This is a genomic window from Acinetobacter endophylla, assembly GCF_053543775.1.
Genome location: NZ_JBLVOM010000247.1, coordinates 106,731 through 121,735 on the forward strand (window position 1 = coordinate 106,731; position 15,005 = coordinate 121,735).

Annotated in this window: 15 protein-coding genes; 2 read left to right on the forward strand and 13 right to left on the reverse strand. The window is 44.3% G+C overall.

The window, feature by feature from the left end:
- Positions 1-21: 21 nt before the first annotated feature.
- The 13 genes from ACNPNW_RS13060 to ACNPNW_RS13120 form a co-directional block, all read right to left on the reverse strand.
- A complete protein-coding gene (locus ACNPNW_RS13060) occupies positions 22-795 on the reverse strand; it encodes a TatD family hydrolase (RefSeq protein WP_448767028.1) in 774 nt (257 codons plus the stop codon).
- Positions 796-822: 27 nt separating this feature from the next.
- A complete protein-coding gene (locus tag ACNPNW_RS13065; protein ID WP_004278877.1) occupies positions 823-1,164 on the reverse strand; it encodes a PilZ domain-containing protein in 342 nt (113 codons plus the stop codon).
- Positions 1,165-1,179: 15 nt separating this feature from the next.
- A complete protein-coding gene (locus ACNPNW_RS13070) occupies positions 1,180-2,160 on the reverse strand; it encodes a DNA polymerase III delta subunit-related protein (protein WP_448767029.1) in 981 nt (326 codons plus the stop codon).
- A gap of 14 nt (positions 2,161-2,174) precedes the next feature.
- Complete coding sequence (gene kdsB / locus ACNPNW_RS13075) at positions 2,175-2,936, reverse strand: 3-deoxy-manno-octulosonate cytidylyltransferase (RefSeq protein WP_448767030.1); 762 nt, start codon at positions 2,934-2,936, stop codon at positions 2,175-2,177.
- Between the two features lie 12 nt (positions 2,937-2,948).
- Positions 2,949-3,953, reverse strand: a complete 1,005-nt coding sequence (lpxK, locus tag ACNPNW_RS13080) for a tetraacyldisaccharide 4'-kinase (RefSeq protein WP_448767031.1) — start codon at positions 3,951-3,953, stop codon at positions 2,949-2,951.
- Positions 3,954-3,956: 3 nt separating this feature from the next.
- A complete protein-coding gene (msbA, locus tag ACNPNW_RS13085; protein ID WP_448767032.1) occupies positions 3,957-5,684 on the reverse strand; it encodes a lipid A export permease/ATP-binding protein MsbA in 1,728 nt (575 codons plus the stop codon).
- Complete coding sequence (locus tag ACNPNW_RS13090) at positions 5,684-6,106, reverse strand: ExbD/TolR family protein (RefSeq protein ID WP_004278885.1); 423 nt, start codon at positions 6,104-6,106, stop codon at positions 5,684-5,686. The genes msbA and ACNPNW_RS13090 overlap by 1 nt, the downstream gene beginning before the upstream one ends.
- Before the next feature lie 10 nt (positions 6,107-6,116).
- A complete protein-coding gene (locus ACNPNW_RS13095; RefSeq protein WP_004278886.1) occupies positions 6,117-6,755 on the reverse strand; it encodes a MotA/TolQ/ExbB proton channel family protein in 639 nt (212 codons plus the stop codon).
- A gap of 33 nt (positions 6,756-6,788) precedes the next feature.
- A complete protein-coding gene (locus ACNPNW_RS13100; protein ID WP_004731487.1) occupies positions 6,789-7,676 on the reverse strand; it encodes a ParB/RepB/Spo0J family partition protein in 888 nt (295 codons plus the stop codon).
- On the reverse strand, positions 7,673-8,455 hold the full coding sequence (locus tag ACNPNW_RS13105; protein WP_004278889.1) for a ParA family protein: 783 nt from the start codon (positions 8,453-8,455) through the stop codon (positions 7,673-7,675). The genes ACNPNW_RS13100 and ACNPNW_RS13105 overlap by 4 nt, the downstream gene beginning before the upstream one ends.
- A 25-nt stretch (positions 8,456-8,480) precedes the next feature.
- Complete coding sequence (rsmG, locus tag ACNPNW_RS13110; RefSeq protein ID WP_004645477.1) at positions 8,481-9,113, reverse strand: 16S rRNA (guanine(527)-N(7))-methyltransferase RsmG; 633 nt, start codon at positions 9,111-9,113, stop codon at positions 8,481-8,483.
- Positions 9,114-9,198: 85 nt separating this feature from the next.
- A complete protein-coding gene (gene murU / locus ACNPNW_RS13115) occupies positions 9,199-9,888 on the reverse strand; it encodes an N-acetylmuramate alpha-1-phosphate uridylyltransferase MurU (protein ID WP_448767033.1) in 690 nt (229 codons plus the stop codon).
- The gene (locus ACNPNW_RS13120; RefSeq protein ID WP_044109555.1) at positions 9,889-10,902 is read right to left on the reverse strand and encodes an aminoglycoside phosphotransferase family protein; all 1,014 of its coding nucleotides are present in this window, start codon (positions 10,900-10,902) and stop codon (positions 9,889-9,891) included. It lies immediately after the preceding gene.
- 121 nt (positions 10,903-11,023) lie between these two features.
- On the opposite strand from ACNPNW_RS13120, the gene lptD reads away from it, so the two are divergent.
- Together lptD and ACNPNW_RS13130 are read left to right on the forward strand one after the other, a co-directional pair.
- Entirely contained in the window at positions 11,024-13,477 is a 2,454-nt protein-coding gene (lptD, locus tag ACNPNW_RS13125) for an LPS-assembly protein LptD (protein WP_448767034.1), read from the forward strand.
- Entirely contained in the window at positions 13,477-14,784 is a 1,308-nt protein-coding gene (locus tag ACNPNW_RS13130; protein WP_044109557.1) for a peptidylprolyl isomerase, read from the forward strand. Before lptD ends, ACNPNW_RS13130 begins: the two co-directional genes overlap by 1 nt.
- Positions 14,785-15,005 lie beyond the last annotated feature (221 nt).

Consider the following 15,005-nt stretch of genomic DNA (forward strand, 5'->3'; position numbering starts at 1 on the left):
TTGTACTTTATATAACTTTATTTACTTTAAATTCAGAAGATTTTCAAAGTTCTGCTTTGTGATAAAAGCCATTTCTTCTAGCGACTTATCATATACATCGCAAAGCGCTTTGGCTACATAAGGAACGTATTTAGGCTCATTAGATTTGCCACGATACGGCATTGGCGCAAGATAAGGACTATCGGTTTCAATCAGCACACGATCCAGCGGAACCTGTTTGGCGACATCACGCAGATCCTGCGCATTTTTAAAGGAAACAATGCCGGAAAATGACACATAATAGCCGCAGTCCAGTACCGCTTTGGCGGTTTCCCAGTCTTCGGTAAAACAATGCAAAATCCCGTGAGTCGATTTTTCCGCGCGGATAATATCAACGGTATCATGCTTGGCGGAACGGGTATGAACAACTACAGGTTTTTTGGTGATTTGTGACGCATGAATATGCCGGGCGAAACAGGCCTTTTGCTCTGCAATAAAATCGGTACTGTGATAATAATCAAGACCGGTTTCACCGAGCGCCCAGACTTTCTCCGGTTGCGCCAGTTCGACCAGATATTCAGTCGTGGCACGCGCCATGGTTGCAGCATCTTCGCAAGGATGTATGCCAACGGTATATCCGACATCTGCATGACGCGCGGCAATTTTGGCCAGCTCGATATGATCATCCAGATCGACCGAGATACTCATGAATTTGGAAACACCGGCTTCACGAGCCTGAGCCAATGCCTGATCCAGATCACCATGATATGGTGTCAAATCAAGCAGGGTTAAATGACAATGAGTATCTACAAACACGATGCGTTCCTACCAAGGGTAAATTAACTACATAGTGTAACTTTTACGTCCTTCAGATTTAAGACCTGCAACCAGACGATCTGCTTCATTTTTAAAATAAACGCCTTTTTCACCGCTTAACTGGATGCCAAAGCCTTGTGGCTTGATGCCATTCTGCTTTTGCGAGACCCAGATGACTTTACCGGTTAAAGGAATTTTCTGGGTCTGGTCAGGCAAAGTCGTCAATACAAAAACCTCTTCGCCCAGTTTGACCGGCTGCTTGGAAGGAATAAAAAGCCCACCACCCACAACATAAGGCATATAGCTGGCAAACAGTGTTTCAATGTCAGGAATATTGGCCTGAATAATACCGCCCATACGTGGTTGCATGTGATTTCCCCTTAATTAAAGATTCATCAGCGTGATAAACAATTCATCAATAACCAGATTGCTTTGGACATTCTGTTCAAGGAATTGTTTAGCGCGCTGAAAATCTTCATAAATTTTAAAAAGTGCTTCTAATGAATATTGTTCTGCAAGTACATTGAATTCAAGGTCAATGTTTTTCACCGTCTGATTTAGCTTGACACAAATTAAATCGGACAACAAGTATTCAAACATTTGAGCAAAGTCACCAAAATTCAGGTTTTTATTCCATTTGGTCGCAATTGCCATCGGCATATTTTTTTGCATGACCAGTTTTTGCCAGTCTTGCAGGAATTCCTGACGTAGTGGCAGCCAGGCACTTTGTGCAATCTCTAGTGCCTGTAACGGCATCTGATTGGACAGGTTCATCAATAACTGTTGTTGGCTAGCACCTGCATCTGGGAGCTGATTCTGGACATAATCGCTAAATTGTTCTGCGGAAATCCGGTCCAAAGCAAAATGCTGCAAACGACTGCGTATAGTCGCGGGCAATTTTAAATAATGATTCGCCAGTAAAATAATGACCGTATTATCACCGGGTTCTTCCAGTGTTTTAAGCAAGGCGTTAGCAGAGGCAATATTTAAGGCTTCTGCCGGCTCAATCACAATCACGCGCCAGCCATCTACAGTCTGTTGCACAAAAGGCAGAAGATCACGAATCTTCTCGATCTTGATTTTAGCATTCTGTTTTTTATTGTCTTCATCGGTACTGATATGCACATAGTTGGGATGGGTATCTGCCTTTAACCATTGGCAGCTACTGCATTCACCACATGGCCCGGCAGGCTGACGATTCAGGCATAACACCCAAGCCAGAAACTGTTGGGTAAACGCTTCTTTGCCACAGCCTTTTTTTCCATAAAACAATAAACCATGCCCAAGCTTGGGAAAGCGTCCGGTCAGGGTTTCCCAAACCTGTTGCTGCCATGGATAGATATGTGCATTGACATCAAAAGGCATGTATTTGACTCTTCTTAGGCAAAATGGGAAAGCTCCATCTGATTTAGGCGATCCAGATCTTCCTGGGTATCTACCCCTGGCGGCAAATTGGCTTCAGCCACCGCAATGGCAATACGGTGTCCATTTTCCAGTACCCGTAACTGTTCTAGAGATTCCAGTTTCTCCAGCACACCCATTTCCCAGGTCACATATTCTTGCAACAGTTTGACCCTATAGGCATACAGACCTAAATGACGATAGGCCTGATCATGCAGCTTCAGTTCAGCCAGTTTCGCGCCATCACGGTCATAAGGAATGGTAGCACGGCTAAAATACAATGCCTGCTGGTGTTTTGACATTACGACTTTCACAATGCTGTCACGCTTGAATTCATCCAGTTGATGGATCGGCTCACATAGCGTCGACATGGAAGATTCAGGCTGGTCTTCTAGAAGTTGAGCCACCTGTTTTACCAGTTGCGCCGGCAGTAAGGGTTCATCCCCCTGTACATTAACAATGATGTCATCACTGGCCCAGCCTTTAATTCGAGCCACTTCACTCAAGCGGTCTGTGCCGGAAGGGTGATCCGCCGAGGTAATCACCACATCAATGCCTTCAGCACGGCAAACGGCGGCAATACGCTCATCATCAGTTGCCACACACAGATCGTCAAAACCTTGCACTTTTTTAGCTTGATCCACTACCCGCAGAATCATGGGACGATCATGAATTTCCAGCAACGGTTTACCCGGTAAACGTGAACTGGCGAAACGTGCAGGAATAACAATGTGTTTCATAATGAATGAGCCTTAAGAAATTTGAATACCGTATTGTTGCAACTGTTGCTGCAAGACTGTATAGCAGGCTGGCGATAGGACTGCATCGACTGGCACCACCCAAATATCCTGTTTAAAATCTGGATATTGTTTAAGTAGCGCCATAATTTTTACTGCGTCTTTTTCAGTCGTAATGATCGGATTACTATCATCAAACTGTAAATCCTCAATGTCATAGTCATGATGGTCGGGAAACTCATGACACTGAAATTGTTCTATGCCTAAATTTTGCAAGGTCTGATAAAACCGCTGTGGAAAGCCAATGCCGACTACCGCATAAAAAGCCGCTTGAGGATCAAAGATTTTAGTGCTGTCCTGATTGAGCAAATAAGGCTGTGATGCAGCCAGATGCATATTCAGTTCAGAGCTTGGGTTAGCCGAATGCTCAATTACGGTTCCGGTTTTTAGCCGTGTTACAGGTTCGCGTAGATAGCCTTCAGGTAAAAGCTTTTGATTACCCAGACCGCGATTATTATCCAGCACAATCCACTCAATCTGGCGATTCAAGGCCCAGTGCTGTAATCCATCATCACAGATAATCAGATCCAGCTCATGTTTCTGCAATAACAGTTCAATACTTTTCTGCCGGTTGGGACCAACTGCCATCGGTACACCTGTTGCCTGCACAATCAAGGCAGGCTCATCTCCGACAATCTCCGGCAAGGTATTAAAGTCGACATAGGTAGGAAATGGGCCTTGACCGCCATAACCACGGCTAATCACTCCCACACGGATATTTTTCTCGGTTAAATAATCCACCAGATGAATCAGCAAAGGTGTTTTACCGCTACCACCGACTGTGATGTTGCCAATCACCATAACGGGAATCGGCGCGCTATAACTTTTTTTAATGCCTTTTTGATAAAGCCAGTGATTGCTGACAAAACCCAGGCGATACAACCATGACAAAGGACGCAGCACCACCAGCCACTTTGCCTGTGCATTCCAAGCATCCTGAATGATTTGTGCTAATGCCATGAGTTACTGTTCCTCAAAGTTAAGCTGATGCAACTGATAATAAGCACCATGTAGCGCAATCAGTTCGGCATGACTGCCCTGCTCAACAATACGGCCCTGATCCATAACCACAATACGATCCGCGTTTTCAATCGTCGATAGACGATGTGCAATTACGATGGTCGTACGGTCCTGCATAGCTTTATCAAAGGCACGCTGAATAAAGTATTCCGACTCGTTATCCAGCGCACTGGTCGCTTCATCCAGAATCAGGATAGAGGCATTTTTCAAAATTGCGCGTGCGATCGCGATGCGCTGACGCTGGCCACCAGACAGGTTTAAACCCTGAGCACCTAGCTGAGTATCATAACCTTGGGGCAATGCCATAATAAAATCATGCGCATAGGCTGCCTTTGCTGCCGCGATAATATCTTCATCGGAAGCACCTTCGAGCTGACCATAAGCAATATTTTCCCGCACGGTTCGGTTAAACAGCACCACTTGCTGGTTCACCATGGCAATCTGGGTTCGCAAGGCGGTAATTTCAAAATCTTCAATCGGTTTCTGATCCAGCAGGATCTGCCCAGAAGTTGCATCCTGATAACGCACCAGCAGATTCACCAGAGAACTTTTTCCTGCACCAGAACGTCCTACCAGCGCTACTGTTTCACCGGCCTTGACCTGCAAATTAAAGTCATGAATAGCATGATGGCCATCATCATAAATCAAGTTGACATCTTTAAACTCGATATCGCCTTTCAGGCTATCCGTTAAAGTCCCGGTATTTTTTTCTTCAGGCATATCCAGCAATTCAAATACCGAATGAGCCGCAGCCATACCACGTTGAATTTTTTCATTGATATCCGTCAAGGCTTTGATCGGTCTTGCCAGCATACCCGCCGCAGTAATATAAGCGACAAATTCACCCGCAGAGGTATCACCCAGAATTTGCGGACGCAAGGCAATAAACATCACAATACTCAGTGAAATCGACATGATCAGCTGAACCACAGGACTATTCAACTGTTGTACAGCGACCATTTTCAAGCCACGACGCAAGTTTTCCAGCGAGTTCTGTTTAAAGCGTTCCTGCTCATAACTTTGCCCTCCAAAACCCTTGACGATCAGGTTGGCATTCACCGTTTCCTGCACCACATGGTTTACATCACCCATGGTGTCTTGCACTTGCTGCGATAATTTACGCATCCGTCTTGCAGCTTTACTGATAATAAAGCCAATGACGGGTGCAAAAATCAGGATACACATGGTCAGACGCCAGTTGGTATACAACAGGTAGCCTAATAATGCCAGAGTGATCAAACCTTGTTGCAACAAGGTTCTTAAAGCTTCAGTTGAAGCAGCGGTTAGCTGTTCGACGTTATACATGATTTTGGCAGTAATATGCCCGCTGGTATTATCCAGATAATACTGGGACGGTAAACGCAGCAATTTTGCAAAAACTTCCTGACGGATGTTGAATACCAGATTCCGGGAAATTACCGCAGTAAAATATCCACCCATGAACAAACCCAGGCCCCGGAAGAACATGAGTATGACCACTAAAAACGGGAAAAGTGATGTGAAACTCTGGTCTTTATTTTGAATCGCCTCAATAATATATTCCAGTAATTTAGCGACAGAGACTTCCGTAGTGGCATTAATAGAAAAACCCAGCAGGACAAGCAATGCAATGCCCCAAAACGGTTTTAAATAACTTAAAAGGCGAAGATAGACCTTAAAATCGTGCTTCACTAATAACCTCGGGTGGGTACTTTGGTACTGATATTAATATTTACAAAGCCGAGCTGCCCGGCCACATCCATGACACGAATCACGTCCTGATGGCTGGCTTTTGCGTCAGCTGCAATGACAAACATTAAATCACGGCGTTCATTAGAAATCTGTTTAATTGCAGTATTTAAATCCGCGACTTCCTTACTGGCCAAGGATTGACCATTGACTGCGTAATGACCATTGGCATCCACAATCACTTCAACTTTCTGATCATAGCTTTTAGGCGGTACACCTTGCGCATCCGGCAAGGTCAGATTCATTCGGCTCATTTGGCTAAATGTCGTCGACAAAAGTAAAAAGACCAGAATAAACAGCAGACAATCAATCATCGGTGTCAGATTAATATGTACATCTTCCACCTGGTTGCGTTTGAATTTCATCATCCGCCTCCTAGCTGGCTTTTTGCATGTCTTGATCTATGTCTGCATGATTACGATAAAAAAGATCCGCATGAAACAAAGTCGCTTGCTGCTCAAGTTCAGCCACATATTCCTGAACAAGACGCTGAAAATAACGGTGAGCAAACAGTGCAGGAATTGCAATCAGCATACCGGCTGCCGTGGTAATTAAAGCCTTGGAAATACCGGGCATCATCAAGACCGGATCACTTCCAGTTCCCACATCGATCATCAGGAAAGACTCAATAATCCCAAGTACGGTCCCCAACAAACCGAGTAAGGGTGCAACTGCACTCAACGTGCCCAGAAAATTAATATTTTTTTCCAGATAACCGATTTCCTGTGACGCCACCACTTCCATCTGCGCGCGAGCATACTGCTCACCCTGCGGCTTACTAGTATAGCCCGCAGCCAATACCCGGCCCAAAGTGCTTTGCTTTAAGGCCGCACTTTGATTCATTTTTTGCATGACTTGTGCTGTATTTTGCGAAGGCCCCATCAACAGGATCGACGGAAGTACTACGTTCTTTTTCAGGCGGATCAGGCGCTCGATCGAAATCGCCAGCATAAAGATAGAACACAAGACCAGGGGCAGCATGAGCCAACCACCTGCTTTAACCAATTCCCACATCTAATTTATTCCCCAATAAAAAAAATATATAAATTATTCATCTTCTAAAATAGAAAGAATGCCATCCAGCTCTTCTAAAGAGTGATAGCTAATAACCAGTTTCCCTTTACCTTGCTTGTTATAGTCAATTTTAACATCTGCACTGAAACGCTCTGAAAGGCGCTGGGTCAATTGCTGAATATCTGGTGCTACCGCTTCTTTTACTTTTTCTTGTTTAGGTGTATTGAAATCACGGACTAACTGCTCGGTTTGACGAACAGACAGACTTTTTTCAATTACGATATCTGCAACTTTGAGCTGATCTTTAGCTTTTAAGGTTAAGATCGCACGTGCATGCCCCATATCCAGCAAACCCTGCTGCATAAAGTCTTTCACTTCTTCTGCCAGGCTAAGCAGGCGAAGTAGGTTACTCACTGTCGTACGCGCTTTACCTACGGTATCTGCAATCTCCTGATGGCTTAAGCCAAATTCTTCATGGAAACGTTGCAGAGCCATCGCCTGATCAATCGGATTCAGATCCTGACGCTGGATGTTTTCAATCAAGGCCAGTGCAATCGCAACCTGATCATTCAGATCACGTACAATCGCAGGAACCTCGGTCAAACCCGCCAGCTGTGCAGCACGCCATCGACGTTCACCCGCAATAATCTCGTATGGATAGCGTTCATCGTCAACCGGACGGATCACGATGGGCTGCATGATGCCATGCTTTTCAATCGATGCCGCCAGTTCCTGCAAATCCTGCTCGTTAATATAACGGCGCGGCTGATATTCACCGCGCTTGAGCAAGTTCACATCGATCTGTTTTAGCTGACCATGGTCAAGACCTTGAGCTTCGAGTTGTAATTTTTCTTTTTGAATTGAGCCTAGCAAGGCATCCAAGCCACGACCTTTGGCGAGTCCACGTTTCTTGACGGTCATGCTTTACTTCCTTTTTTCACTTTGCTTTTCTTTAATACTTCAGCTGCCAGATTTAAGTAAGCAACTGCACCCTTTGAGCTTTTTTCAAAATAAATCACCGGCAAACCGTGTGCTGGCGCTTCAGCCAGACGAATATTTCGTGGAATTACGGTTTCATACAGTTTTTTACCGAAATATTGTTCTAATTCTTCAGAGACATCACGGGTTAAGGCATTACGTGCATCGTACATGGTGCGTAATACACCGACAATTTGCAGGTCCGGATTCAATGCTTGCTGAATCCGATCGATGGTTTGGGTTAAATCCGCCAGACCTTCCAGTGCATAATATTCACACTGCATTGGAATCAGCACACCATCCACGGCTGCCAAAGCATTGACAGTAATCAGGCTAAGACTCGGTGCACAATCAACAATAATATAATCAAATGAGGATTCAATTTCCTGCAATGCATCCCGTAAAATGAACTCGCGCCCTTCCTGCTCTGCAATCGCCAACTCAACCCCAGCCAGATCACGGTTTGCCCCAAGTACCTTGTAACCGACTTCCGCCTTAGATATCGCCGTTTCAATCGGCACTTCACCCAGCAACACATCGGTAACCGAATACAGCAGGTCATTCTTCTGAATGCCAGACCCCATGGTCGCATTACCTTGCGAATCCATATCGACCAGCAAAACACGTTTTTTTAACACAGCTAAAGATGCCGCCAAATTTACTGCGGTTGTGGTTTTACCTACACCACCTTTTTGGTTTGCAATCGCAATAATTTGTGCCATGTTGCCCCCAATCCCTTTAAAAATCTTAAATACGTTTTAATAGAAGTAAATGACGCTGTTCGTCTAAGCGCGGAACTTTAAGTTCAATAATCTCACAACTAAATTCATTTTTTAAAGTAGCAACTTCATCTTCAGGAATTAAGCCTTTCATTGAGGCAATAATTGTTTGCTCATGCATATATGGCTTAGAAGCATCAACGAAGTCTGTTAATGATGCAAAGGCACGACTGGTAATTACATCAAATTGACCCAGTTCATTGATGCTGTCTTCGTTTTCTACACGCGTTTGCACGGCAATGACATTTTTAAGTTTCAGGTCAGCAATAAACTGCTTGAGGAAACGAATTTTTTTACCGTTTGAGTCCAGCAATACACATTCACGCTCAGGCTGACATAAAGCAATGATCATGCCCGGCATACCACCACCTGTGCCGATATCCAGCAATCTGCCCGCAGGCAAGTCCTTTAAAATACTTAAACTGTCGAGTAGATGCTTGACCAGCATTTCTTTAGGATCACGGATTGCAGTCAAATTGTATGCTTTGTTCCACAGCACCAAAGCATCCTGATACTTGAGTAATAAATTTAAAGCTTCATCAGATAGCTCTAAACCCAAAGCCTGGCTACCCTGCTTTAGTTCTTGAAAAAACATGTGCATAAACAATCTACGCTCGAAAAAGTTAGGTGGAAGTATACCGTTTTCTCTATATTGGCACAGTAGGCAGTGCTTAGCGAATATTCACTTAAGCAAACTTCCCTTCACGGATCGCCGTATCCAGTGCCGTTAAACGCTCTGGGGTTCCTACGTCAACCCAAATGCCTGCCAGTTTAGAAGCTGCAACCTGCTGATTCTGCATTGCAGCTTTTAGCAAGGGAGCCAAAGGACGCTTGCCAGTCTCTAAGCCTTGGAACATCTTTGGATCAAGCACGGATACACCACTAAAAGTCAGGTTTTCACCTTCGACTTGCTGATCAAAGGTATAGGCTTTCCCTTCTGCAAGCGTAAAATCACCTTCAGGATGTTGTTCAGGGTTCTGCACAAGTACGAGATGCGCCAAATTACCCTTTAGATCAATATCCAGTAAAGGAGCAAAATCCATCGTGGTCCAGACATCACCATTTAACAGAATAAAAGGTTCATCACCGAGTAGCGGCAAGGCATTAATGATTCCTCCAGCGGTTTCCAGACCTTCACCCTCATGTGACCAAAGGATGTTAATGCCAAATCGTGAACCATCACCCAAAGCTTCTGCGAGTTTTTCACCGAGCCAAGCCGTATTGATGACAATTTCAGTAACACCAATCGCCGCGAGTTTCTCTATATGCCAGACAATTAAGGGTTTACCCCCGACTTCCAGCAAAGGCTTTGGTGTATGCAGCGTTAGCGGCCGCATACGATTGCCAAGACCTGCGGCCAAAATCATCGCTTTCATTTATGCAGCCACCTCATATGACCCATATTTAGCTTCGAATGCAGGCATCACTCTGTCACGCATAAACTGCATGAATGGCTCTAGTTCTACATAAGCCTTAGATTCTTCAAGCAGATACCACATTACACGTGGCAAGTCCTTGAGATAACCTGCCTTGCCATCACGCTCAAATAGGCGCACAAAAATACCGAGGATCTTGATATGACGCTGAATCGCCATCATGTCGGCATCTTTTTTAAACTGTTCAAAGTCACGGCCTTCTTGAGCAGATGCTGGCAACAAGTCATAAAAGTTTTTGAACCAGCTATACACACGGTCGGCATTCCACTGCACATAAGCATCACGGGTAATCGAGATCAAGTCATAAGTATCCGCACCAATCACGGCATCCTGAAAATCAATCACACCGAGTTCGGTTTCATTGTCGATTTTCATCAAATTCCGGCTATGAAAATCACGATGCACGATCACCTGTGGCTGTGCCAAAGCGGCATTGGCCAGAATCGCAAAAGTACGTTTGATCAAGGCGCTTTCTGATTCAGTCGGTTGAACCTTTAACGCTGGCAGCATCCAGTCAGTCAGCAATTCCATTTCTGAAATCAGTTTTTCATAAGAATATGCCGGGAAATGCCCTTCTCCAGCAATCGATTGTAGTTGAATGAGCTGCTTAAAGCTTTGCTCATAATAGGCATCTACAGTCTCGTCATTCAGCAGATTCGACAGCAGCACATCACCAAAGTCTTCGAGCAGTAAAAAGCCATTTTCCAGGTCTTTTGCCACGATATGCGGAACACGCACGCCATGTGCATCAAAAAACTCATCTATCGTCACAAAAGGCACACAATCTTCTTTTTCTGGTGGTGCATCCATCAGCATAAATGTTTTATTATTCAGTTTGATTCGTGCATAACGACGGAAGCTGGCATCACCTGCTAAAAAATGAGTTTCAAATTGATCTGAACCGAGTACAGAGGCAATCCAAGATTGTATCAATTGTTCGCGTTGTGTATTCATTTGCAATTAATTCTAATACAGGCTGAGTTTTTAAAGTGCTAAGTGTAGCTACTTATCAACTTTTTCTCTATGATGCGACAATAATTAATTGCGATAAAAGCATGATTGGTTAATGAGACAAATGAAGCATCACTTTAAAATAAATCCTCTAGCGACTGCGATCTTAACCCTTTTATGTGGCAGCTCAGCCTCCGGCTATGCTGCATCAAATGTCTCGTCCGATGTAAATGCAGAACAACTCAAACAGCGCATAAATGAGACCTATCCAGGTGAAGCATTCTTTTCGCAATACTATGTCGACAAATCCTCAGCTGAGGCACAGCAGCGGCAGGAAAAATACTTGAGTTCAGCTTATTGTGAAGGCACCTGGGTGACCCCGATTGCTCCAGATGCAGCAACCGTTGCGCCAGATCAGGCTACATCCACCATTACTGCAGATTATGGTCACTACAATCCAGCAGGTGACTCTTATTTAGAAGGCAATGTCATCATTGACCAGCAAGGTCGCCAGATTCGTGCTGAACGCGTAACGATTGATCAAACCCAGACCTATGCCAAAGCAGAAGGTCGTGTACAACTTGCTCAGGGTGGCCTGCTCTCACAAAGTGATGATATTAATTATAATTTAAAGACCCAAGAAGGCGACCTAAATAACAGCTTCTATATTGCCGAGCAGCAACATGCGCATGGTCGGGCAGAAAAGATCGCCAGAACCTCGACCGAGACGGTAGAACTGGAAAATGCGACCTATACCACCTGTCCACCTGAGCAAAAACCGACTTGGAAAATCCAGGCAGAAAAGATCAAGCTGAATCAGGAAACCGGACGGGGTGAAACCCGGAATACCAAGTTGTATGTTAAAGATGTTCCGGTTTTAGCGGTTCCCTATTTCAACTTCCCGATTGATGACCGCCGCACTACCGGTATTCTGACGCCGACATTTGGCTTTACCAATGATGGTGGTCTGGAACTGGGTGTTCCGGTTTACCTGAATTTAGCACCACAATATGATGCGACAATTACGCCGCGTTATATTAGCGATCGTGGGGTAATGCTGGATGGCGAGTTCCGTTATCTGACTGAGAATTATGGTGAAGGCCGTATTTGGGGAGGTTATTTACCTTCCGATGAAAGCTATAGCGACGAAGACCGTAAAAGCCTGCATTTCTTACATAACTGGCAGATCAATAATCAGCTTTCCACCAACCTTGAATATAACTACGCTTCAGACAAAGATTACTTTGCCGATCTGGACAATAACCCGAACTCTAAAACTGACCTGAACTTACGCCGTGCCTGGGAAGTCAATTATAAAAATGGTATTCCTGGCTTAAAGGCACAATTCAAAGTCGAAGACTTCCAAACCCTAGATCCAACTGTACTGGATGAAGACCGTCCTTATGCACGTTTGCCACAGCTTTTAGTCAATTACAAAACTGGCAATCCATTGGGATTACAACTTGAGTTTAATAACGACACAGCATATTTCCAGAAGGATCTGAGAAATTTCGCTGATACTGACCCAACGGGTGAGAAGGTATATCAACCGAGTGGTACACGGATCTATAATGACTTTTCCGTGCGTTATAATCATTTTACCCCGTGGTCATTCTTCATTCCTCAGGCGACTGTACGCAACATCAATACTTTCTATGATGAAAAAACCCAAAGCCGTAGCGCGTCTAGTGAAAATAATTCAATTGTGGTGCCACAATTCACGCTGGACACCGGCTTAATTTTTGAAAAAGAAGGTACGTATCTACAGACCTTAACGCCTCGTCTGTTCTATGCGTATTCACCTTATGAGAACCAGCAGAATCAGCCAAACTTTGATTCAGTCGTCGCTTCGATTAATTATGATCAACTTTTCAGTGCGCGTCGCTTTTATGGTAATGACCGCCTGGAAGACAATAACTTTGCCTCCTTAGGTCTGAGCTATAGCCTATTTAATGAAGAAGGTCTGGAGCGCCTGCGTGCCAGCGTTGGACAGAGCTTTTTCTTTGAAGATCGCCGTGTAACGTTGGAAAATGATGCAGATGAATTCGACCGTGAAAGTCATACTGGCCCTGTAATTCAACTGACCAGCCAGCTGTCAAATAATGTTCACGTTAATCTGAACTCAAGCTGGATGTCGAATGGATCGAATGCCCAACGAGATTTGCAGGTTTATTATACCGGTGAGCAAGGCAATCTTTATAACCTAGGCTATTTCTATCGCAAAGATATTCCGAACCGTCAAAAGAGCTATGATCATGTGGTGGGTTCATTTATCCAGCCGATTGCCAACAACTGGCGTCTGGTTGGACATGCCCAGTTTGACCTCGACAATAGTGTCGCACGGGAATATTTACTTGGCGTGAACTATGAGTCATGCTGTTGGGGAGTTTCTGTTTACGGTCGCTCATATTACAATGACTTAGACGACGTTAATGATTCAAGCGTCAAAGCCAAACGCGCCATTATGGCCGAAGTCAGCCTGAAAGGCTTAGGTGGGTTAAGCAACAAACTCACCTCATTACTAGAAAATCGTATTCTAGGTTTTAACAATATCAATCAAACTTGGACAGAACATTAATGAAGACAAAACAGTTAAAACAAATTTTTAAAGCAACCGCACTTGCGCTATGCCTTTCTTCAGCGATGACGACTTTTGCTGTTGCCCAACCTAAAGATGAAGTTGTAGCTGTAGTCGACAATAGTATCATTCTACGTAGTGACCTGGCTCAAGGTGTAGCCGAAATCTCACATCAGCTGCAAAAACAGAAAAAGGCAGTTCCACCACAACAATATCTTGAGCAACAAGCTTTAGAGCAACTGATTATTCGTCAGGCACAGCTTGAACAAGTTAAACGTTATAATATTCGTCCAGATGAAAAAGCTTTAAATGAAGCCGTCCTGAAAGTTGCCCGTGATTCTGGTTCACCGAGTCTGGAAGCATTCCAGCAGAAACTGGATGCCATGGCGCCCAATACCTATGCTTCTTTACGTAACCGTATCGCTGAAGATTTAGCACTGAATCGTTTACGTCAACAAATCGTGACTTCACGTATTCAAATTACAGATCAAGATGTTAAAAACTTCCTAAATACCCCGCAAGGTCAAGCTTTGCTTGGCAGTCAGGTCCATGTACTGCATTTACGGGTAAGCGGTGAAAATGCTGAACAAATTGCAACAAAGGTAAAGCAAGAATTAAATAGCAGCAATGACATTCAGGCGATCAGCAAAAAGTACAGCACTGGCGGCGTTAAAGTCGAAGCTGCTGATATGGGTGTGAGAAACCTGTCAGAAATTCCAGCAGAACTGGCTGCACGCGTGACCACCCTGCAACCAGGTCAAACTTCTGAACTGATTCCTGTCGCTGATGGTGTACATGTTCTGAAGCTCTTGGAACGTAAAGGTGGCGAACAGAAAGCCCTTGTTCCTCAATATTTAACACGACACATTCTGATTCAACCGTCTGAAGTGGTCAGTCCTGAAAATGCCAAACAAATGATTGATAGTCTGTATAACCGCCTCAAACAAGGTGAAGATTTTACTGTTTTAGCTTCAACGTTCTCCAATGATACTGGCTCGGCTCGTGATGGCGGAAGTCTTGGCTGGGTTAGCCCAGGGGTAATGGTACCTGAATTTGAACAGCAGATGAAAAGCACCCCAGTAGGTCAGTTCAGTAAACCATTTCAATCCCAGTTTGGCTGGCATATTCTGCAAGTGAGTGAAACACGCCAACAAGATATGACACAGGAATATCAGGAACGTATGGCTCGCCAATTGCTTGGTGAACGTCAATTTGATGCCGAATTAGATAGCTGGTTACGTGAAACGCGCAATAATGCTTATGTAGAAATCAAAGATCCTCAACTGGATCCTAAACGTAACCGTTAAGCCTTACCATAATCCTAAAAAGCCAACGACATCTCGTTGGCTTTTTATTTAAAAAACTTAAAACGTACAGATATAAAAAAACCTCTCATATAGAGAGGTTTTTTAATTTTCAAACTCGATTAACGATTGTTTTCATCGTCTGAAGAGTCTTCAAATTTAGTGTCGTTGTCAAAACCAGTGCCTTGACCACCAAAGCCAGCACCTTGACCACCGAAGCCACC

What these genes read in the sequence shown, in the direction of transcription:
- ACNPNW_RS13130 (WP_044109557.1), top strand. Translation starts at nt 13,477, where the DNA reads ATGAAGACAAAACAGTTAAAACAAATTTTTAAAGCAACCGCACTTGCG.
- ACNPNW_RS13100 (WP_004731487.1), bottom strand. Translation starts at nt 7,676, where the DNA reads ATGACCGTCAAGAAACGTGGACTCGCCAAAGGTCGTGGCTTGGATGCC.
- rsmG (WP_004645477.1), bottom strand. Translation starts at nt 9,113, where the DNA reads ATGCACATGTTTTTTCAAGAACTAAAGCAGGGTAGCCAGGCTTTGGGT.
- ACNPNW_RS13120 (WP_044109555.1), bottom strand. Translation starts at nt 10,902, where the DNA reads ATGAATACACAACGCGAACAATTGATACAATCTTGGATTGCCTCTGTA.
- ACNPNW_RS13095 (WP_004278886.1), bottom strand. Translation starts at nt 6,755, where the DNA reads ATGTGGGAATTGGTTAAAGCAGGTGGTTGGCTCATGCTGCCCCTGGTC.
- ACNPNW_RS13065 (WP_004278877.1), bottom strand. Translation starts at nt 1,164, where the DNA reads ATGCAACCACGTATGGGCGGTATTATTCAGGCCAATATTCCTGACATT.
- ACNPNW_RS13105 (WP_004278889.1), bottom strand. Translation starts at nt 8,455, where the DNA reads ATGGCACAAATTATTGCGATTGCAAACCAAAAAGGTGGTGTAGGTAAA.
- murU (WP_448767033.1), bottom strand. Translation starts at nt 9,888, where the DNA reads ATGAAAGCGATGATTTTGGCCGCAGGTCTTGGCAATCGTATGCGGCCG.
- ACNPNW_RS13090 (WP_004278885.1), bottom strand. Translation starts at nt 6,106, where the DNA reads ATGAAATTCAAACGCAACCAGGTGGAAGATGTACATATTAATCTGACA.
- lpxK (WP_448767031.1), bottom strand. Translation starts at nt 3,953, where the DNA reads ATGGCATTAGCACAAATCATTCAGGATGCTTGGAATGCACAGGCAAAG.
- ACNPNW_RS13070 (WP_448767029.1), bottom strand. Translation starts at nt 2,160, where the DNA reads ATGCCTTTTGATGTCAATGCACATATCTATCCATGGCAGCAACAGGTT.
- kdsB (WP_448767030.1), bottom strand. Translation starts at nt 2,936, where the DNA reads ATGAAACACATTGTTATTCCTGCACGTTTCGCCAGTTCACGTTTACCG.
- lptD (WP_448767034.1), top strand. Translation starts at nt 11,024, where the DNA reads ATGAAGCATCACTTTAAAATAAATCCTCTAGCGACTGCGATCTTAACC.